This window comes from Pseudomonas putida W15Oct28 (assembly GCF_000708715.2).
In the GTDB taxonomy this organism is placed as follows: domain Bacteria; phylum Pseudomonadota; class Gammaproteobacteria; order Pseudomonadales; family Pseudomonadaceae; genus Aquipseudomonas; species Aquipseudomonas putida_R.
This window is the reverse complement of the sequence record NZ_JENB01000006.1, coordinates 16,724-39,100: the sequence shown is the minus strand read 5'-3', so window position 1 is coordinate 39,100 and position 22,377 is coordinate 16,724. Positions and strand designations below refer to the sequence as shown.

Annotated in this window: 1 protein-coding gene and 1 pseudogene; both read left to right on the top strand. The window is 66.7% G+C overall.

Annotation, left to right across the window (positions count from 1 at the left end; all coding sequences use genetic code 11):
• Window positions 1–64: 64 nt before the first annotated feature.
• Window positions 65–13,441: a non-ribosomal peptide synthetase gene (locus AK81_RS05420; RefSeq protein ID WP_050491844.1), complete on the top strand. Its 13,377-nt coding sequence runs from the start codon at window positions 65–67 to the stop codon at window positions 13,439–13,441.
• A pseudogene (locus AK81_RS05415) lies at window positions 13,438–22,377 on the top strand (amino acid adenylation domain-containing protein); the annotation flags it as partial. The gene AK81_RS05420 and the pseudogene AK81_RS05415, both read left to right, overlap by 4 nt.

Below are 22,377 nucleotides of genomic sequence, written 5' to 3'. Positions count from 1 at the left end.
GTTCGGTCACGATCCTTTAGCGTTTCCACCATTCCCCTTTCCAGGCAAAGCAGGATGCTTACCGATGCACTTCAGCGAACTGATGGCTGCTCTTTCCACCCGTGCGATCCGACTCCAGCGTGAAGACCAGGACCTGATCGTCCTCGGCGACGACGACACCCTGGACGACCATTTGTGGGAGGCGTTGTCTCGGCACAAGCCGGCCTTGCTGGAGATGCTTGCCGAACAGGATGATGACTGGCTTAGCCCGGCATTTCGTATTACCCCCGACATGCTGCCCCTGGTCACACTGGACCAGGCAGCCATCGACCGTATCGTCGACAGCGTGCCGGGCGGTGCGGCCAACGTGCAGGACATCTACCCGCTGGCGCCGCTGCAGCAGGGCATGCTGTACCACCACCTGTCCGCCAGCGAGGGCGACCCTTACCTGTCGCAGGTGCAACTGCGCTTCGCCAGCAAGGCCCGGCTGGACGCCTTTGCCCAGGCGTTGCAATGGGTCATCCAGCGCCACGATATCCTGCGTACCGCCTTGCACTGGGAATACCTCGATGCGCCCGTGCAAGTGGTATGGCGTGAGGCGGCACTGGTGCGCGAGGCCGTGCCACTGGCAGGCAGCAGCGCCCTGGCCGGCCTGTGTGAACGCTTCGACCCGCGCCATTACCGCCTCGACCTGCGCCAGGCACCGCTGATGCAATTGATGCATGCGCAGGGCGAGGGTGATGAGTGGGTGGCCCTGTTGATGTTCCATCACGTGATCATGGACCACACCGCGCTGGACATCGTGCGCCGTGAAATCCAGGCGCACCTGGCCGGTACGTCCGCGCAACTGCCTGCCCCCATGCCGTTTCGCAATGTGCTGGCCGCAGCCCGCCAAGCCCTGGACGAACAGGCCCATGAGCGCTTCTTCGGCGAGATGCTGGCCGACATCGACGAGCCGACACTTGCCTTCGGCCTGCAGGGCAAGACGGACCAACCCCTTCAGCAGGCCCGCCATACCCTGGCGCCGTCGCTCAGCCAGCGCCTGCGTAACCAGGCCCGGCTACTCGGGGTCAGCCCGGCCAGTGTGCTGCACCTGGGCTTTGCGCGGCTGATCGGGCAGCTTTCTGCACGCCAGGCAGTGGTGTTCGGTAGCGTGCTGCTGGGCCGCATGACCACCGGCGACGGTGGCGAGCAGGCGCTGGGCATGTTCATCAACACCTTGCCACTGCGCATCGACCTTGGTCAGCAGGCAGTCCGTGACGGGCTGCTTGCCACCCATGCGCGGCTCAGCGCTTTGCTTGCCCACGAACAGGCATCGCTGGCCCTGGCCCAACGCTGCAGCGGTGTGGCGGCACCGGCGCCGCTGTTCAACAGCATGCTCAACTACCGTCACAGCGATGCCGGGGATGCCGCCGAGGTCATTCCTGTGGCACCTGGCATCGACATCGTCGGGGCCGAGGAACGTACCGACTACCCGCTGACCGTCAGCGTCGATGACCTGGGGCTGGACCTGCGCCTGACCGTGCAGAGCCTGCCGCAATGGGATGCCGCACGTCTGTGCCGGCAGTTCGAACAGGTGCTGGCCAGCCTGGTCGATGCCCTGGAACAGGCACCTGCCACGCCATTGCAGGCGCTGGCGGTGCTGCCGCCGGTTGAGCGTGAGCAGGTCGTGCAGCAGTTCAACGCCACTGCCCGGCACTATCCACAAGGCCACACTGTGCATGCGCTGGTCGAGGCCCAGGCGGCCCGGGCCCCCGATGCGCACGCACTGCTGCAGGACGGGCAGGCGCTGAGCTACGGTGAATTGAACCGGCAAGCCAACCGGCTGGCCCACCAGTTGCTTGCCCAGGGCGTGCAAGTGGGCGACCGGGTCGCCCTGTGCCTGCCGCGCAACGGCAGGCGCCTGGTAGGCCTGCTGGCAGTGCTCAAGGCCGGCGCTGCTTACGTGCCGGTCGACCCTGCCTACCCGGCCGAGCGCATCGCCTACTTGTTGACCGACAGCGCCCCGGCACTGGTGCTGGCGCAAACGGGTATCGAAGGCCTGCCGCCAGAGGTGCCACGCCTGAACCTGGACCAGGCCAATGCCTATGGCAGCATCGACAGCAACCCGCAGCTGCCCGCGCTGAATGCACGGCAACTGGCCTACCTGGTCTACACCTCGGGCTCCACCGGCCAACCCAAGGGCGTGATGATCGAACACCACACGTTGGCCAACCTGGTGCACTGGCACTGTGAGGCCTTTGCCGTGGATGCCGATGCGCATGCCTCCAGCGTCGCCGGCTTCGGCTTTGACGCCATGGCCTGGGAGGTGTGGCCAACCTTGTGCGCCGGGGCGACATTGCACCTGCCACCGGCCCATATCGCCAACGAGCACGTCGACGAGCTGCTCGACTGGTGGCTTGAGCAGCCGCTCACGGTCAGCTTCCTTCCCACCCCGGTGGCCGAGCAGGCCCTGCGCCGCGAGCAGCAGCACCCAACCTTGCGCACTTTGCTAGTGGGTGGCGACCGCCTGCGCCAGTTCGACCGTGACCCAGGCTTTGCCCTGGTCAACAACTATGGCCCGACCGAGACCACGGTGGTGGCGACCTCGGGGCGCATCCTGCCTGGCGGCGTGTTGCATATCGGGCAGCCGGTTGCCAATACCCGGGTCTATGTGCTGGATGAAGGCTTGCAGCCCGTCCCTGTCGGCGTTACCGGCGAGCTCTACATCGGCGGTGCGCAAGTGGCACGTGGCTACTTCAATCGCCCGGACCTGACCGAACAACGCTTCCTTGGCGACCCGTTCAGCACCCAGGCCGACGCACGGATGTACCGCAGCGGTGACCTGGTGCGCTGGAACGCCGACGGCACCCTCGACTACCTCGGGCGCAATGACGACCAGGTAAAAATCCGCGGTGTGCGGGTGGAGCTTGGGGAAATCGAAGCCGCAATCAGTGCGCAACCGGGTATCGGCGATGCCGTGGTGCTGGTACGCGGTGACCGCCTGCTGGCGTGGTACACCGAGACCAACCCGGTTGGCCCGCAAGAGCTGCGTGAGGCCCTGCTGGCCAGCCTGCCTGCACACATGCTGCCAGTGGCATTCATCCGCCTGGACGAACTGCCCCTCACCAGCCACGGCAAGCTGGACCGCCGGGCGCTGCCCGACCCGGGCTCGTCGGAACTGTTCGGCCAGCAATACGAAGCGCCCCAAGGCGCGACCGAAGCTAGCATGGCAAGGGTCTGGGCCGAGGTGCTGGGGGTGGAGCAAGTCGGGCGGCACGACAACTTCTTCGAACTGGGCGGCCACTCGCTGCTGGCCGTGACCCTGGTCGAGCGCCTGCGCAAGGCGGGCCTGCTCATCGATGTACGGGTACTGTTCGCCCAGCCGACCGTGGCGGCACTGGCGGCCGTGGTGGGGACAGGCCAGGAAGTCGCAGTACCGGCCAACCGGGTGCCGCCAGGCGCCGCACGTATCACCCCGGGCATGCTCAGCCTTGTAGCGCTGGACCAGGCCGTGATCGACCGACTCGTCGCCAGCGTGCCTGGTGGGGCTGGCAACGTGCAGGAAATCTACCCATTGGCACCGCTGCAACAGGGTGTGCTCTACCATCACCTGAGCGCCGAACAGGGCGACCCCTACCTGCTGCAGACCCGTCTGGCCTTCGACAGCGTCGAGCGCCTGCTGGCCTGGGCCGGGGCCTTGCAACAGGTGATCGACCGTCACGACATCCTGCGTACTGCCGTGCACTGGCAGGGCCTGCCCCAGCCGGTACAGGTGGTGTGGCGCAAGGCGCAGCTGTGCGTCAGTGAAATCGATGACCTGCCCGAACAGGAAGGGGCAGAACGCATCGACCAGTTGCACGCTCGCTTCGACGCCCGCCAGCACCGCATGGACTTGCACCAGGCGCCGCTGACCCGGCTGTACTACAGCCTGGACCCGGCCAACCACCAGGTGGTGGCGGTTCTGCTGTTCCACCACCTCACCCTCGACCACACGGCCATGGACGTGGTTGCCCGCGAAATGCGCGCGCTGCTGTTCGGCCAGGGGCACACCCTGCCGCCCGCCGTGCCGTATCGCAACTATGTGGCCCAAGCCTGCCTGGGTGACCACAGCGGCGATGAAGCGTTCTTCCGTGAGATGCTGGCAGACGTCGATGAGCCGACCTTGCCGCTGGGCCTGGCCGATGTGCAGGGCGATGGCCGTGAAATCGAAAGCGCAGCGTATGCGCTGGACGACGCGGTGGCGCAGCGCTTGCGCAGCCAGGCCAGGCAACTGGGTGTCAGTGCCGCCAGCCTGATGCACCTGGCCTGGGCCCGCGTGCTGGGCGTGCTGGCCAACCGCAGCGACGTGGTGTTCGGCACCGTGCTGATGGGGCGCCTGCAAGGCGGCGAGGGCGCCGACCGGGCCTTGGGCATGTTCATCAATACCTTGCCGCTGCGGGTTGATACCACGGCGCCGGTACAGGCTGCCGTACGTAGCACTCACCGCGCTCTGTCGGCACTGCTGGCCCATGAACACGCGCCCCTGGCCCTGGCCCAACGCTGCAGCGGCGTGGCAGCTTCGGCGCCGTTGTTCAGCGCGCTGCTCAACTACCGGCACAGTGCCGATGATGCACCGCGCGAAGGCGAGGGCATCTGGGAGGGCGTGCGCCTGCTGGGCGGCGAAGAGCGCAGCAACTACCCCTTGACCCTGAGCGTCAACGACCTGGGCCGCGGCTTTACCTTCAGCGTGCTGGCCGTGCCCGTCATTGGCGCAGCGCGGGTGGCCGGGTGGATGGCCAACGCCGTCGCGCAATTGGTCCAGGCGCTGGAACAAGGCCAAGGCACCACGGTGGGCAGCCTGCCTGTTCTGGGGGCTGCGGACTGCCAGCAGCTATTAGGCAGCTTCAACGCAACGGCACAAGCCTACCCGCAGGGGCAAACCGTGCACGCCCTGGTCGAGGCCCAGGCCGCTCGCACACCCGATGCCAGTGCAGTGAGCCAGGGTGACCAGACGCTCAGTTACGGCGAGCTGAACCTGCGCGCAAACCAGCTGGCGCACCGCCTGATCGCCGATGGCGTGCGGTGTGGCGACCGGGTTGCCCTGTGCGCGGGCCGCCACTGCGAGCGTATCATCGGCCTGCTTGCGGTACTGAAAGCCGGCGCGGCCTACGTGCCGGTGGACCCGGCCTATCCGGCCGAGCGTATAGCCTACCTGCTGGCCGACAGCGCCCCGGTGCTGGTGCTGGCAGACTCGCACAGCGTCGGGCTGCCCGGCGATATCCCTCGGCTGGACCTTGACCAGCCAGGCGCATTCCACGGCCGGGACGACAACCCACAGGTTCAGGGGCTGGATGCACATCAACTGGCCTACCTGGTGTACACCTCGGGTTCCACCGGCCAGCCCAAAGGGGTAATGGTCGAGCACCACACGTTGGTCAACCTGGTGCACTGGCACTGCCAGGCCTTCGCCCTGGAGGCCGGCGACCGCACGTCAAGCGTGGCGGGCTTTGGTTTCGACGCCATGGCCTGGGAGCTGTGGCCGGCGTTGTGTGCAGGTGCCACGCTGCACCTGCCGCCAGCGCACATCGGCAACGAACACGTCGAGGAGCTGCTGAACTGGTGGCTGGAGCAGCCCCTGGTGGTCAGCTTCCTGCCCACGCCGGTCGCCGAGCAGGCCTTACGCCGTCCAATCCAGCATCCGACCCTGCGCACCCTGCTGGTCGGTGGCGACCGCCTGCGCCATTTCGACCGCGACCCGGGGTTTGCCTTGGTCAACAACTATGGCCCGACCGAAACCACGGTGGTGGCGACCTCGGGTGTGCTGCTGCCGGGGGCTGCGCTGCATATTGGCAAGCCCGTTGCCAACACCCGGGCCTATGTGCTGGACGAACACCGCCAGCCGGTGCCGGTAGGCGTTACGGGCGAGCTGTACATTGGCGGTGCCCAGGTGGCACGCGGCTACTGCAACCGCCCGGAACTGACCGAGCAGCGCTTCCTGGCCGACCCGTTCAGCCGGCTGCCGGGCGCACGCATGTACCGCAGTGGCGACCTGGTGCGCTGGAACACCGACGGTACCCTGGACTACCTGGGCCGCAACGACGACCAGGTGAAAATCCGTGGAGTGCGGGTGGAACTGGGCGAGATCGAAGCCGCCCTGGCCGCCCAGGAGGGTATCCGCGATGCCGTCGTGCTGGTTCGCGACGAACGCCTGCTGGCCTGGTTTACCGAAACGGCAGCCGTGGCAGTGGGCAGCCTGCGCCAGGCGCTGCAGGCCTGCCTGCCCGCGCATATGCTGCCACAGGCCTTTATCCGCCTGGACGAACTGCCGCTGACCAGCCATGGCAAGCTTGACCGTCGGGCGCTGCCGGAGCCGGACACGGCCGACCTGGTCGGGCATGGCTATGAAGCCCCAGTGGGCGATACCGAAGCGGCCGTGGCACAGGTATGGGCCGAGGTACTGGGCGTGAACCGGGTAGGGCGGCATGACAACTTCTTCGAACTGGGCGGCCACTCGTTGCTGGCGGTTACCTTGATCGAGCGCTTGCGCCAACAGGGCCTGCCAACCGATGTGCGTGTGCTGTTCGGCCAACCGACAGTTGCGGCGCTGGCTGCCGCCCTCGGCAAAGGCCGGCAAGTGGTTGTACCCGACAACGGTATCCCGGCCGGCTGCACGCAAATCACGCCGCAGATGCTGGCGCTGGTGACGCTGGACCAGGCGGCCATCGAGCGCGTCGTCGCCACGGTGCGTGGCGGCGCTGCCAATGTGCAGGATATCTACCCGCTGGCGCCGCTGCAGGAAGGCATCCTTTACCACCACCTTCGCGCAGCCGGTGAAGACCCGTATTTGCTGCAATGGCCCATCGTCTTCGACAGCCAGCAGCGCCTGCAGGCCTTTGCTGGCGCGCTGGATAAAGTCATAGCCCGCCACGACGTGCTGCGCACCGCCGTGCTCTGGGATGGCCTGGCCCAGCCCGTGCAAGTGGTATTGCGCAAGGTCCCGCCGGTTGGGCAGGAAACCTGTGGCAGCGAAGCGTCCGGCACTGACCTCGATCTGGCCCAGGCCCCTTTGATTCGCCTGCGCTACAGCGCTTCGGGCGGCCCCATCAAAGCCACCCTGCAGTTCCACCACATCGTCCTCGACCATACCGCGATGAAAGTGGTGCTGGAAGAAATCCGTGATCATCTGCACGGCCTGCCACCGACGCAACTGCCGGTACCGTACCGCAACTATGTTGCCCAGGCGCGCCTGGCCATCAGCGAAGCCGAACACGAGGCCTTTTTCCGTGCCGGGCTCGCCGATATCGACGAGCCGACCTTGCCCTATGGCCTGGCCGACATGCAGGGCCGGGCCGGCGACTTCGACCTTGCCAGCGTGGCACTGCTGCCCGCCCAGTACCAGCGCCTGCGCGACCAGGCCCGGCAACTGGGCGTGAGTGCCGCAAGCCTGGTGCACCTGGCCTGGGCGCGGCTGGTCGCCGCCACCAGCGGCAACGCCAGCGTGGTATTCGGCACAGTGCTGCTCGGCCGCCTGCAAGGCGGTGCCGGCGCCGACCGTGGCCTGGGCATGTTCATCAATACCTTGCCGCTGCGCCTGGACCTGCAAGGGTTGAGTGTGCGCGAAGGCGTCCGCCAGGCCCATCAGCGGCTTGCTGCGCTGCTGGTGCATGAACACGCTTCGCTGGCGCTGGCCCAGCGTTGCAGTGGCGTGAAGGCCCCGGCGCCGCTGTTCAGCGCCATGATCAACTACCGCCACGGTGCCACGGCCAGTGAGCAGCAGGCGCGTCACCAGGCACTGGAAGGGATAGAAGTACTGCCGGCAGGCGGGCATGGCAACTACCCGCTCAGCGTCAACGTCGATGACCTTGGTGACGGGCTGCGCATCACTGCGCAGGTGGCCCCGCAGGTGGGAGCCCAGCGCGTATGTGACCAGTTGCAGCAGGCAATCATTGGCTTGCTGGATGCGCTCGAGCATCAGCCAGGCCTGCCTGTGCAGCAGCTTTCGGTGCTGACACCCGCCGAGCGCCAGCAGTTGCTGGCCAGCCAGCCCCCCCAGCTGCACGCTCTTGAGCAGCCGCTGCATACCCTGTTCGAGGCGCAGGTGCGCCGCTCCCCCGACGCCATTGCACTGGAGGCCGACGACGGTGAACTGAGCTATCGCCAGCTTGACGAGCAGGCCAACCGCCTGGCCCACCACCTGATCGCCCTGGGGATTGAACCCGATGATCGTGTGGCAATCTGTGTTGAACGTGGGCTGAGCCTGCCGGTCGGCTTGCTGGCGATTCTCAAGGCCGGGGCTGCCTACGTGCCGGTCGACCCCGGTTACCCGGCCGAACGTATTCGCCACATGCTGGCTGACAGTACGCCGCGGGCAGTGCTGGTGCATGGCGCCACCCGTCACATCGCACCTGCTGCGCAGGCGCCGCTGATCGACCTTGACCAGCCGTGCTGGGCCGAGCAACCGATAAGCAACCCGCGTGTACCTGGCCTTGGCGCAGCGCATCTGGCCTATGTGATCTACACCTCGGGCTCCACCGGGCTGCCCAAGGGCGTGATGGTCGAGCACCGCAACGTGGTCAACCTGGTGCAATGGAGCCGGCGCCTGATTCCGACAGCGGGCGAGGGGGGTGTATTGCACAAGACCCCGGTCAGTTTCGACGCGTCGGTCTGGGAACTGTTCTGGCCGCTGTGCAGCGGCTTGCGCCTGGTGCTGGCGCGCCCCGACGGCCAGCAAGATCCCGCCTACCTGGTGCAGTTGATCCAGGCGCGAAGGGTAGCCGTGGTGCAGTTCGTACCCGCCTTGCTCCAGCAATTCCTCGATCAGCCAGGCAGCAGCCACTGCACCAGCCTGACCGACATCGTCTGCGGCGGTGGTGAACTGACTGAAGCCCTGGCAACCCAGGTGCGCCAGCGCTTGCCGCTGGTACGCCTGCACAACGTGTACGGCCCCACCGAAACCACGGTGGATTGCAGCGTGTGGACGCTGGCCCCTGATGCTGCATTGCCACAAAGGGCGTTGCCGATCGGCAAGCCGATCGATAACACCCGGCTTTACGTGCTGGACCCTTGCGACCAGCTTGTGCCGTGGGGGGTAGCCGGCGAGCTGCACATCGGCGGCGCCGGCGTGACACGCGGGTACCTGGGCCTGCCCGAACAACAGGCCGAGCGTTTCATCGCCAACCCGTTCGTCGAAGGCGAACGGCTGTACCGCAGCGGCGACCTGGTACGCCTGGGGCAGGACGGCAACCTGATGTTCCTTGGCCGCGCCGACCAGCAGATCAAACTGCGCGGCCTGCGTATCGAACCTGGCGAAATCGAAGCCTGCCTGACTGCCATGCCGGATGTGCGTGAAGCGGTCGTGCTCGCGGTCGATGACGCACGCCTGGTTGCCTGGTACACCGGGGCTTCGCAGCCTTCGCAGAGCCTGCGCGAGGCATTGCTGGCACACCTGCCCGAGTACATGGTGCCGGCGTTGTACATCCATCTCGAGGCACTGCCACTCACGCCCAACGGCAAGCTTGACCGCAAAGCGCTGCCGGCAGCGGATGCTGCACTGCACGGGTGCCCTTACGAGGCACCGTCCGGGGCTACCGAACGCCTCCTTGCGCGGCTGTGGGAAGAGCTGCTCGGTGTGCAGCAAGTCGGCCGCCACGACAACTTCTTCGAACTTGGCGGCCATTCATTGCTGGCCGTCAGCCTGACTGCACGCCTGCGCCTGGAGGGCCTGCAGGTCGATGTTCGCACCCTGTTCGGCCAACCGACCATCGCCGCGCTGGCCACGACCCTGGGCGCCAACCAGCAAGTGAGCGTGCCCGAGAACCGTATACCCGCAGGGTGCACGCACATTACTGCAGACCTGCTCAGCCTGATCGACCTCGACCAGGCCGCCATCGAGCGCATTGTCGCCCAGGTACCTGGCGGTGCGGCCAACGTTCAGGACATCTACCCCCTGGCACCCTTGCAGGAAGGCATCCTGTATCACCACCTGAGCGCCGAGCACGACCCCTACGTGCTCTTCTCCAGGCTGCGTTTCTCAAGCTTCGAACGTTTGCAGGCCTTTGCAGCTGCCCTGGACCAGGTCATTGCCCGCCACGACGTGCTGCGCACTGCCATCTTCTGGGAAGGGCTACCCCAGCCCGTCCAGGTGGTGCTGCGCAGCGCCAGGCTGTCGCTCACCCCTGCAAGCGCAGGCTTGCACTGCGAAGAAGGCACCCCGGCACTCGACCTGAGCCAGGCGCCGCTGATCCGCCTGCTGTACACCGACTCGGATGGCCCCATTGAAGCCACCTTGCAGTTCCACCACATCGTCCTCGACCACACCGCCCTTGAGGTGATCGGCGAAGAGCTGACCGCCCACCTGCAAGGCGCCCCGGCACCGGCCCATATGCCGGTGCCATACCGCAACTATGTGGCCCAGGCCCGCCTGGGCACCAGCCAGGCCGAGCATGAGGCGTTTTTCCGTGAACAACTGGCCGATATCGATGAGCCGACCCTGCCGTTCGGCCTCAGTGACGTACAAGGCGACGGCCGTGGCATGGAAGAAGCCAGCCTGCCGCTCACGGCCGAACTTGCAACACGCCTGCGCCAGCACGCCCGGCAGCTGGGTATCAGCGTTGCCAGCCTGTTCCACCTGGCCTGGGCCCGCCTGCTGGCAGCGGCCAGTGGCAAACACAACGTGGTATTCGGCACTGTGCTGCTGGGCCGCCTGCAGGGCGGTGAGGGTGCGGAGCGGGCATTGGGTATGTTCATCAACACCTTGCCGCTGCGTGTCGATCTCGCCGACACCGACCTGCGTAGCGCAGCCCAGGCGGTGCATCAGCGGTTGAGTGCCCTGCTGGCCCATGAGCACGCCTCCCTGGCCCTGGCCCAGCGCTGTAGCGGCGTGGCCGCGCCGTTGCCATTGTTCAGTGCCATGCTCAACTACCGCCATGGTGCCGAGCGCGATGCTTCGCAGCGCCAAGGCTGGGAAGGCATAGAAGTGCTGCAAGGGCAGGAGCGCACCAATTACCCGTTGAGCCTGAATGTGGACGACCTGGGTGAAGGGTTCCGGCTGGTGGCCATGACACCGGCCGAGATCGGCGCAGCGCGCATCTGCGGGCAGATGAACCAGGTGCTGCAAACCATGGTCGAGGCCCTGGAGCACACACCAGCCCTGGCGGTGCAACACTTGCCGGTGCTGGAGCCTGCGGAACGCCAGCAGGTGCTGGTAGGCTTCAATGACACGGCGGTGGACTACAACCTGGCGCAGACGCTGCACGGCATGATCGAGGCGCAGGTTGCGCGCACCCCGGATGCCCTGGCAGTGCGGGCCGAAGAGGGCGAACTGAGCTACCGGCAGCTCAACGAACAGGCCAACCGTTTGGCGCATCACCTGATTGCTCTGGGGGTAAAGCCCGACGATCGGGTGGCGATCTGCGTCGAACGCGGGCTTTCGATGGTGGTGGGGCTGCTGGCCATCCTCAAGGCCGGGGGTGCCTATGTGCCCGTCGACCCGGATTACCCGGCCGAGCGTGTACGGCACATGCTCAGCGACAGCGCGCCGGTGGCGGTGCTGGTGCATGCGGCCACCCGGCATGTGCCGGACACCGGGCTACTGATCGACCTGGATGCGCCGAGCTGGAGCGGCTTGCCAGCGAGCAACCCGGTGGTAGCACCGCTGACCCCGCAGCACCTGGCCTACGTGATCTACACCTCGGGCTCCACCGGGTTGCCCAAAGGCGTGATGAACGAACATGCCGGGGTGGTCAACCGCCTGTTGTGGATGCAGGACGCCTACGGCCTGCACGCCGACGACGTGGTCCTGCAGAAGACGCCGTTCAGCTTCGATGTGTCGGTGTGGGAGTTCCTCTGGCCCTTGCAGGCCGGCGCACGCCTGGTCATGGCCCGGCCGGGCGGGCACCGCGACCCCGAGTACCTGCGCGAAGTCATTGCCCGCGAAGGCGTCACCACCCTGCATTTCGTGCCGTCGATGCTGGATGTTGGTGCCTATGTGCCCGTCGACCCGGATTACCCGGCCGAGCGTGTACGGCACATGCTCAGCGACAGCGCGCCGGTGGCGGTGCTGGTGCATGCGGCCACGCGGCATGTGCCGGATACCGGGCTGCTGATCGACCTGGATGCGCCGAGCTGGAGCGGCTTGCCAGCGGATAACCCGGTGGTTGCAGCGCTGACCCCGCAGCACCTGGCCTACGTGATCTACACCTCGGGCTCCACCGGGTTGCCCAAAGGCGTGATGAACGAACACGCCGGGGTGGTCAACCGCCTGTTGTGGATGCAGGACGCCTACGGCCTGCATGCCGACGACGTGGTCTTGCAGAAGACGCCGTTCAGCTTCGACGTCTCGGTGTGGGAGTTCCTCTGGCCCTTGCAGACCGGCGCACGCCTGGTCATGGCCCGGCCGGGCGGGCACCGCGACCCCGAGTACCTGCGTGAGGTCATTGCCCGCGAAGGTGTCACTACCCTGCATTTCGTGCCCTCGATGCTGGATGTTTTCCTCTCTTCAGCCGCAAACACAGCAGCAGTGCATGCCCCGAAAACGGCACCGTCCCCACAATTGGCCCGTGTGCTGTGCAGCGGCGAGGCGCTGCCGGGCAGCCTGGTGCGGCGCTTCCACGCACAGTTGCCAACGGTAGAGCTGCACAACCTGTACGGCCCGACCGAAGCCGCTGTGGACGTCAGCGCCTGGCACTGCCAGAGCGCCCCCGACAACACGCCCATCGGCACGCCCATCGCCAACACCACGCTGTATGTGCTCGACGAGCAACGCCAGCCCGTCCCCCAAGGCGTTGCCGGCGAGCTGTACATCGGCGGTGTCCAGGTGGCCCGCGGTTACCTGAACCGCGCCGAGCTGACCGCCGAACGCTTCATCGACGACCCGTTCAGCACCCGCCCGGGCGCACGCCTGTACCGCACCGGCGACCTGGCGCGGCACCTGCCGGACGGCACCATCGAATACCTGGGGCGTAACGATGACCAGGTCAAGCTGCGCGGCCTGCGCATCGAGCTGGGCGAGATCCAGGCCGGCCTGACGGCCCTTGCCGGCATCAACGAAGCCGTGGTCGTCGCCAGGGACCAGCGCCTGGTCGCCTACTACACCGGCGAGCAGCAACCGGTCGAAACCCTGCGCACGGCCTTGCTGGCGCACCTGCCGGAATTCATGGTGCCAGCGCTGTTCATGCACCTCGACGCGCTGCCGCTGAGCCCCAACGGCAAGCTCGACCGCAAGGCATTGCCAACGCCCGAGGCAATCGAGGAGCGCCCCTTCGAGGCCCCCGAAGGCGAAACCGAAAACCTGCTGGCGGCCTTGTGGCGCGAATTGCTGGGCGTCGAGCGGGTAGGGCGGCACGACAACTTCTTCGAACTGGGCGGCCATTCGCTGTTGGCGGTGACCCTCACTTCGCGCCTGCGCGAGCAAGGCCTGGAGGCCGACGTGCGTGCCCTGTTCGAGCAACCCACCCTGGCCGGCTATGCAGCCATCACAGACAGAATGGAGATCGTCCTGTGAGCATCAACCAATTATTGGCAACACTGACCGCCCACAATGTGCAGCTGGAACTCAAGGATGGCCAACTGGTGGTTCAGGGCAACCGCCAGGCACTCACCGACACCGCTCTGGTGGCGCAGTTGCGTGCGCACAAGCCTGCGCTGGTGGGCATGATCGAACGCGGCGAGTACAAGGCGGTAAAACAGGGCGCGGTGCAGGTGCCGGGTAACCTCATACCCGCGGGCTGCACGCACATCACCGCGCAAATGCTCAACCTGGTGACGCTCGACCAGGCCACCCTGGACCGTATCGTCGCCGATATCCCCGGCGGCGCAGCCAATGTGCAGGACATTTACCCGCTGGCGCCATTGCAGCAAGGCATGCTGTTCCATCACGCCAGTGCCACCGAAAGCGACCCTTACGTGATGCAGGCGCGCTTCAAGTTTGCCAGCGAGGCTCGCCTGCTGGCTTTCGCAGACGCGCTGCGCGGCGTGATCGCCCGGCACGATATCCTGCGGACCTCGGTGCACTGGCATGGGCTGGAAACACCGCTGCAGGTGGTAAGGCGCGAAGCCGAGCTACCGGTGCTGACGCTGCCTGCCGATGCCCCCGGGCGCAACTGGCTCGACCTGACCAAGGCCCCGCTGATCCGCCTGCTGCGCGAAGCGCCAGGGGCGGACGGGACGCTTGGCGCTACCTTGCAGTTTCACCACATTGCCATGGACCACAGCGCGCTGGACGTGGTGCGCCAGGAGTTGATTGCCTTTCTGGCCGGCGAACACGCGCGCCTGGGCACACCGGTACCGTTTCGCAACTACGTGGCACAAGCCGTGCTGGGTATCAGCCAGGCCCAGCACGAGGCGTTCTTTCGCGACATGCTGGGTGACATCGACGAAGCAACCCTGGCCTACGGGCTTCAGGACGTTCAGGGGAATGGCGAGGTTCACACCGAGCACCTGCTGGACCTGCCACTGGCGCTGTGTCAGGGCCTGCGCGCCCAGGCTCGCACCCTTGGGGTGAGTGTCGCCAGCCTTTTCCACCTGGCCTGGGGCCGGGTACTGGGCGGCCTGACCGGGCGCGAGCAAGTGGTGTTCGGCACCGTGCTGATGGGCCGCTTGCTGGGCGCCGAAGCTACCGACCGGGCGTTGGGGATCTTCATCAACACGCTGCCGCTACGGGTGGACCTGGGCGGTGCCGACCTGGGCAGCGCCATTCGCGCCACTCACCAGCGGCTGAGCGCCCTGATGCGCCATGAACATGCCCCCCTGGCACTGGCCCAGCGTTGCAGTGGCGTGGCCGCGCCGGCGCCGCTGTTCAATGCCTTGCTCAACTATCGCCACAGCGCACAAGGCGGCAATGCCGAACCCCGGCGCGCGGCGTTGGCCGGCATCGACATTGTAGAGTCGAGCGAGGCTACCAATTATCCGCTGACCCTGAGCGTGGATGACCTGGGCGAGGCATTTCGCCTGACCCTGCTGGCCAGTGCCCAAGTGCCGGTCCAGCGCGTTTGCGCCTACCTGCAACAGACGCTGGAAAGCCTGCTGCAGGCGCCGCATGTGGCAGTGCAAGCGCTGCAGATGCTCCCGGCCGCTGAGCGCGAGGAACTGCTGGAAGCCTTCAACGACTGCACCGCCCACTACGAACAGCAGCTCACCCTGCATCAACGCATCGAGCAGCGGGCAGTCATATGCCCCGAGGCGATTGCCGCCACCAGCGGTGGTGCGCAGCTTACCTATGCCGAGCTCAACCAGCGTGCCAATGCCTTGGCGCACCACTTGCTCGGCCTGGGCGTACGCCCCGACGACCGGGTCGCGGTGTTGGCCCGGCGCGGCCTGGAAACGTTGGTGGGCTTGCTGGCTGTGCTCAAGGCCGGCGCTGGCTACGTGCCTGTGGACCCGGCGCACCCGGACGAACGCGTTCGCTACCTGCTCGAAGACAGCGGCCCAGTGGTTGTGCTGACGCAACAGGCATTGCGTGATCGCCTGGCCCACCTGGCCGTGCCGTTGCTGTTGCTGGACCAGCCGCACTGGCCGGCGAACGATAACAACCCGGTGGTGCCGGGGCTTGCCGCGAACCACCTGGCCTATGTGATCTACACCTCCGGCTCGACCGGCCAGCCCAAGGGCGTCATGGTCGAGCACCGGGCCGTCAACAACCTGGTGGACTGGCACTGCCGCGCGTTCGACCTGTGCCAGGGCCGACACACCTCAAGCCTGGCCGGCTTTGGTTTCGATGCCATGGCCTGGGAAGTATGGCCAGCGTTGTGCGCCGGAGCCACGCTGCACCTGGCGCCTTCGGCCGAGGGCAACGACGACCTCGACGCCATGCTTGCCTGGTGGCAAGCGCAGCCGCTGGACGTGAGCTTCCTGCCCACGCCGGTGGCTGAATATGCCTTCAACCACCAGCTGGAGCATTCCACCCTGCGCACGCTGCTGATCGGTGGCGACCGGTTGCGCCAGTTCAACCGTACCCAGCGCTTTGCCGTGGTCAACAACTACGGGCCTACCGAAACCACTGTTGTGGCCAGCTCCGGTGCCCTGGACGCAGGTGCTGTGCTGCATATCGGCAGGCCGGTGGACAACGTGCGGTTGTACGTGCTCGATTCCCGTTTGCAACCGGTGCCGCTGGGCGTACCGGGTGAACTGTATATTGGCGGCGCCGGGGTAGCCCGTGGCTACCTGAACCGCCCTGAGTTGACTGCCCAGCGCTTTCTCGACGACCCGTTCGTGGCCGCCGGGGGCGGGCGCATGTACCGCACTGGCGACCTGGTGCGTTGGCTGGCGGACGGCACCCTGGACTACCTGGGCCGCAACGATGACCAGGTGAAGATCCGTGGTGTGCGCATCGAACTGGGCGAAATCGAGAGCCGCCTGGCGGCCTTGGCCGGCATCGACGAAGCCGTGGTGATTGCGCGTGAGGACCAGCCTGGGCAGCCTCGGCTGGTCGCGTACTTCACGGCCACACCCGCCGTGCAGCCGCTCACCCCGCAAGGCCTGCGCGCCCAGATGCAGGCCCAGCTGCCGGAATACATGGTACCGGTGGCGTTCGTCGAGCTGGCAGAACTGCCGCTGACCACCAATGGCAAGCTTGACCGCAGGGCGCTGCCGCGGCCCGAACGTGCGGCGTTGTTCGAACACGCTTTTGAAGCACCCGAGGGCGAGCTGGAACACGCCTTGGCGCAGCTATGGGCGCAGTTGCTGCACGTGGAGCGGGTAGGGCGGCGTGATCATTTCTTCAGCCTGGGAGGCCATTCGCTGCTGGCCATGCGCATGGTGTCGCAGGTGCGCGTGCGCCTTGGCGTGGAGCTGAGCCTGGCAGCGCTGTTCGCCAACCCGGAGCTCGCTGCCGTGGCACAGGTGCTGGCCAATGCCGGGCGCAGCGAGCTGCCGGCCATCATGCCCGTGGCGCCCGGCCAAGCGCTGCCAATGTCGTTCGCCCAGCAGCGGCTGTGGTTCCTGGCGCAGATGGAGGGCGGCAGCCAGGCCTACAACGTGCCCCTGGCCCTGGGGCTGCGCGGGCCACTGGATGTCGAAGCACTGGAAAGCGCACTGGTGGCCATGCTGGAGCGCCACCAGACCTTGCGCAGCCGCTTCATCGCCCGGGGTGACAGCGCCGAGGTGGTGATTGCCGCTACCCCGGGTGCGGGCTGGTTCCAGTGTGAAGACCTGAGTGTCGATGCCCTGCCAGCCCGCCTGCGCGAGGTGGCGGCGGCGCCATTCGACCTTGCCCATGGGCCACTGCTGCGGGCACACCTGCTGCGCCTGGGCGCACAGCACCATGTGCTGGCCCTGACCGTGCACCACATCGTTGCCGACGGCTGGTCGCTGGGTGTGCTCACCCATGAACTGAGCGCCCTGTACAGCGCGAAGCTGACAGGTGCCCGCGACCCGCTACCCGCCATGGGCATCCAGTATGGCGACTACGCGGTGTGGCAGCGGCGCTGGCTTGCCGGTGAACAGTTGCAGCGCCAGGCCGCCTACTGGCGCCAGGCGCTGGAGGGTGCACCTGATTTGCTCAAGCTACCTGGCGACCGACCACGCCCCGAGCGCCAGGACTTTGCCGGTGCAAGCCTGGCGCTGCAACTTGAACCGCGCCTGAGCGCCGCACTGCGCACCTTGGCCCAGCGCCACGGGGTAACCCTGTACATGACCGTGCTCGGGGCCTGGGCTGCCTTGCTGGCACGCCTGGCCGGGCAGCCCGAAGTGGTCATCGGCTGCCCGGTAGCCGGCCGGGGGCGCGCCGAACTGGAACCCTTGGCGGGGTTGTTCGTCAACACCTTGGCCCTGCGTATCGACACCCGTGTCGCGCCCACTGCACAGGCCTTGCTGGAGCAGGTGCGCGACCGCGTACTGGACGCCCAGGCACACCAGGACCTGCCTTTCGAACAGGTGGTGGAAATCGTCCGGCCGGCGCGCAGCCTTGGCCATACGCCGTTGTTCCAGGCCACCGTGAACTGGCAGGCTACCGAAGGTGCGGTGCTGAACCTGCAAGGCCTGCAACTGGAGGCCGTGGCGCAGGCTGACACAGTGGCCAAATTCGACCTCACGCTCAACCTGGGCGAATGGGGCGACACCTTGGTGGGCAGCCTCGACTACGCGACAGCGCTGTTCGACAAGGCGACCATGCAGCGTTACCTGGGTTACTTCGAGCGGCTGCTGTGGGCCATGGCCGATGATGACCAACAGGTGCTTGCGCAAGTGGCCCTGCTGGGCACGGAAGAGCGCCAGACCTTGCTCGCCACCTTCAATGCGACCGCTTACGCGTACCCGCGTGACACACCCGTGCAGCGCCTGTTCGAACAGCGCGTCGCCCGCCATCCGCTATCCCTCGCCGCCGTGCATGGCGAGCAGGCCCTGAGCTATGCCGAACTGAACGAGCGGGCCAACCGCCTGGCCCATTACCTGATCGCCAGGGGGATGCAGCCGGGGGCCAGCGTGGCGATCCTGCTGCCACGTTCGCTGGCACTGCTGGTAGCGCAGTTGGCCGTCTTGAAAGCGGCTGCCGTCTATGTGCCGCTGGACATTCATGCCCCAGCCGAGCGCCAGGCGTTCATGGTCCAGGACTGCCAGGCGGCCTGGCTGTTGACCTTTGCCGATATCGCGGCTGACGTGCAGGTTCAGCGCGTCGAACTCGACTGCCTGGCGCTTGACCGTCAACCCGGGCACAACCCTGGTTTGCAACAGGATGCCGGCAGCGCCGCCTACGTGATGTACACCTCCGGCACCACCGGCCAGCCCAAGGGGGTTTGCGTGCCCCACCGGGGTATTGCGCGGCTGGTGCTGAACAATGGCTATGCCGAACTGCTCGACACCGACCGCGTGGGTTTTGTCTCCAACCCGGCATTCGACGCCAGCACGCTGGAAGTCTGGGGCGCACTGCTCAATGGTGGCCAGGTGCGGGTGGTCGACCACGCCACACTGATCGACCCGTGCCAGTTTGCCAGTGCGGTGGTGGAGCAGGGGCTCAGCGTGCTGTTCCTGACCACTGCGCTATTCAACCAGTATGTACAACTGATCCCCGAAGCCCTGGCCAGGCTACGGCTGCTGATCAGCGGCGGAGAACGGGCCGAACCCGCCGCTTTCCGTGCCTTGTTGCAACAGGCGCCGACCCTGCGTTTGCTCAATGGCTACGGGCCGACGGAAACCACCACGTTTGCCGTTACCTGCGAGGTGCGCGAGCTGGCAGAAGACGCGGCACAGGTACCCATCGGCCGCCCGATCGGCAATACCCAGGCCTACGTCCTGGATGCCCGGCAGCAACCGGTGCCACACGGCGTGACCGGCGAGCTGTACATCGGTGGCGATGGCGTGGCCCTGGGCTACCTGCACCGCCCCGAGCTTACCGCGCAGCGGTTCTTCGACGACCCGTTCAGCCAACAGCCAGGTGCCCGCCTGTACCGCACCGGGGACCTGGCGCGCTGGCGCGCCGACGGCCAGCTGGAATGCCTGGGGCGCAATGACGACCAGGTGAAGATCCGAGGTTTTCGTATCGAACTGGGTGAGGTCGAGCAGCAACTGGCACAGGCCCCGGGTATCGGCGAAGTGGTGGTGATGGCCATCGCCGATGAACAAGGGCCGTTGCGGTTGGTGGCCTGGTGTACGCGCAAGGTGGCGACGCTGGATGCACTGGAACTGCGTAGTTACTTGCGGGGGCGTTTACCGGAGTACATGGTGCCATCGGCCTTTGTCATGCTTGAGCGGATGCCGCTGAACAACAACGGCAAGGTCGATCGCCAGGCCTTGCCAGCGCCTGGGCCACAGGACTACGCGGTGGCGGCATTCGAGGCCCCCGAAGGCGAGCGGGAGCAGGCCTTGGCAGCCTTGTGGGAGGAGCTGCTGGAGGTACAACCCATCGGGCGCAACGACCGCTTCTTCGAACTGGGCGGCCATTCGTTGCTGGCCATGCGCATGCTGGCGCAGGTCCGTCAGCGCCTTGGCTGCGGGTTGGCATTGGCCGACCTGTTTGCCGACGACACACTGGCCGCGGTCACCGCCTGCCTGGAGCGTAATGGCCAGGTGCTGCCGGCCATCACGCCCATGCCGCGCGAAGGCATGTTGCCGCTGTCGTTCGCCCAGCAGCGCCTGTGGTTCCTTGCCCAGCTACAGGACGCCAGTGCGGCGTACCACATCCCGGTCGCCTTGCGCCTTGAAGGCAAGCTCGACCGCGCCGCGCTGGGGCGGGCCGTGCGGCGCCTGATCGAGCGGCACGAAAGCCTGCGTTGCCATTTTGCCGAGCGCGACGGTGAACCGCATGTGATGCTGGCAAGCGACAGCCTGGGCTTCACACTGGGGTGGCAAGATTGCCTGGGGCTGGACGAATCGGCACTGCAAGTGCTGCTGCGCGAGGAGTCCGCCCGGCCCTTCGAACTGGGCCGGGAACTGCCCATACGCGGGCGGGTGTTGTGCCTGGCGCAGCACCGCTACGTGTTGTTGCTGACCCTGCACCACCTGGTCGCCGATGGCTGGTCGTTGGGTGTGCTGGTCCGTGAGCTTGGTGAACTCTACCAGGCCTTCAGCGGTGGCCATGATGACCCGTTACCGGCCTTGCCGGTGCAGTACGTCGACTATGCCTTGTGGCAACGCCGCTGGCTGAGCGGGGATGCATTGCAACAGCAGGCCGATTACTGGGCCGCGCAACTGAACGGGGCCCCGGCGCTGATCAGCCTGCCTTGGGACCGGCCACGGCCCGAGCGACAGCAGTATGCCGGTGACAGTGTCGAACTGAGCCTGGACCCGCGCTTGAGCCGCGAACTCAAGTCACTGTGCGGGCGCCATGGCGTCACGCCGTTCATGCTGTTCACGGCGGCCTGGGCAGTGCTGCTGAGCCGCCTGGCAGGGCAGGACGAGGTGGTGATCGGCACGCCAGTCGCCAACCGCCAGCAAGCGGAAGTGGACGGGCTGATCGGCATGTTCGTCAACGCCCTGGCGTTGCGCGTGGATGTTTCCGGCGCGCCGGATGTGGCCACGCTGCTGGCCCGGGTCAAGGCCGTGGTGCTGGCCGGGCAGGCCCACCAGGACCTGCCGTTCGAGCAGGTGGTCGAGCTGCTGCGGCCACGGCGCAGCCTGGCACACACGCCTGTGTACCAGGTGACGCTGGACTGGGATGCCAACCCTGGGCGCCAGGCGCTGCAGTTGGCGGACCTTGAAGTGACAGCGGTGGGCGGGCAGGCCAGCATCGCCAAGTTCGACCTGAGCCTGAGCATCGGTGAGCGGGCCGCCGGCTTTGCTGGCGGTATCGTGTACGCCACCGCCCTGTTCGAACGAGCGACCATCGAACGTTTTGCCGGTTACTTCGAACAGTTGCTGTGGGCCTTCGCAGCGGGTGACCGGGCAATTCCGGCGCAGGCCGGGTTGCCGGGTGCGGATGAGCGCAAGCGCTTGCTGCTTGAGTTCAACGACACAGCGGCGGCTTACGACCTGGCGCAGACGCTGCACGGCATGATCGAGGCGCAGGTTGCACGCACCCCGAATGCCCTGGCAGTGCGGGCCGAAGTGGGCGACCTGAGCTACCGGCAGCTCAACGAACAGGCCAACCGTTTGGCGCATCACCTGATTGCTCTGGGGGTAAAACCCGACGATCGGGTGGCGATCTGCGTCGAACGCGGGCTTTCGATGGTGGTGGGGCTGCTGGCCATCCTCAAGGCCGGGGGTGCCTATGTGCCCGTCGACCCGGATTACCCGGCCGAGCGTGTACGGCACATGCTCAGCGACAGCGCGCCGGTGGCGGTGCTGGTGCATGCGGCCACCCGGCATGTGCCGGACACCGGGCTGCTGATCGACCTGGATGCGCCGAGCTGGAGCGGCTTGCCAGCGAGCAACCCGGTGGTTGCAGCGCTGACCCCACAGCACCTGGCCTACGTGATCTACACCTCGGGCTCGACCGGGTTGCCCAAGGGCGTGATGAACGAGCACGCCGGGGTGGTCAACCGCCTGTTGTGGATGCAGGACGCCTACGGCCTGCACGCCGACGACGTGGTCTTGCAGAAGACGCCGTTCAGCTTCGATGTGTTCCTCTGGCCCTTGCAGACCGGCGCACGCCTGGTCATGGCCCGGCCGGGCGGGCACCGCGACCCCGAGTACCTGCGTGAGGTCATTGCCCGCGAAGGCGTCACCACCCTGCATTTCGTGCCTTCGATGCTGGACGTATTCCTCTCTTCAGCCGCAGGCACAGGTGCAGTACATGCCCCGACAGCTGCAGCTTCCCCACAATTGGCCCGTGTGCTGTGCAGTGGCGAGGCACTGCCGGGCAGCCTGGTGCGGCGCTTCCACGCACAGTTGCCAGCGGTAGAACTGCACAACCTGTATGGCCCAACCGAAGCCGCCGTGGACGTCAGTGCCTGGCACTGCGTGAGCGCCCCCGACAACACGCCCATCGGCAAGCCCATCGCCAACACCACGCTGTATGTGCTCGACGAGCAACGCCAGCCCGTCCCCCAAGGCGTTGCCGGCGAGCTGTAC

Coding starts and splice junctions, on each gene's coding strand:
- AK81_RS05420 (WP_050491844.1), top strand. CDS start 65: ATGCACTTCAGCGAACTGATGGCTGCTCTTTCCACCCGTGCGATCCGA.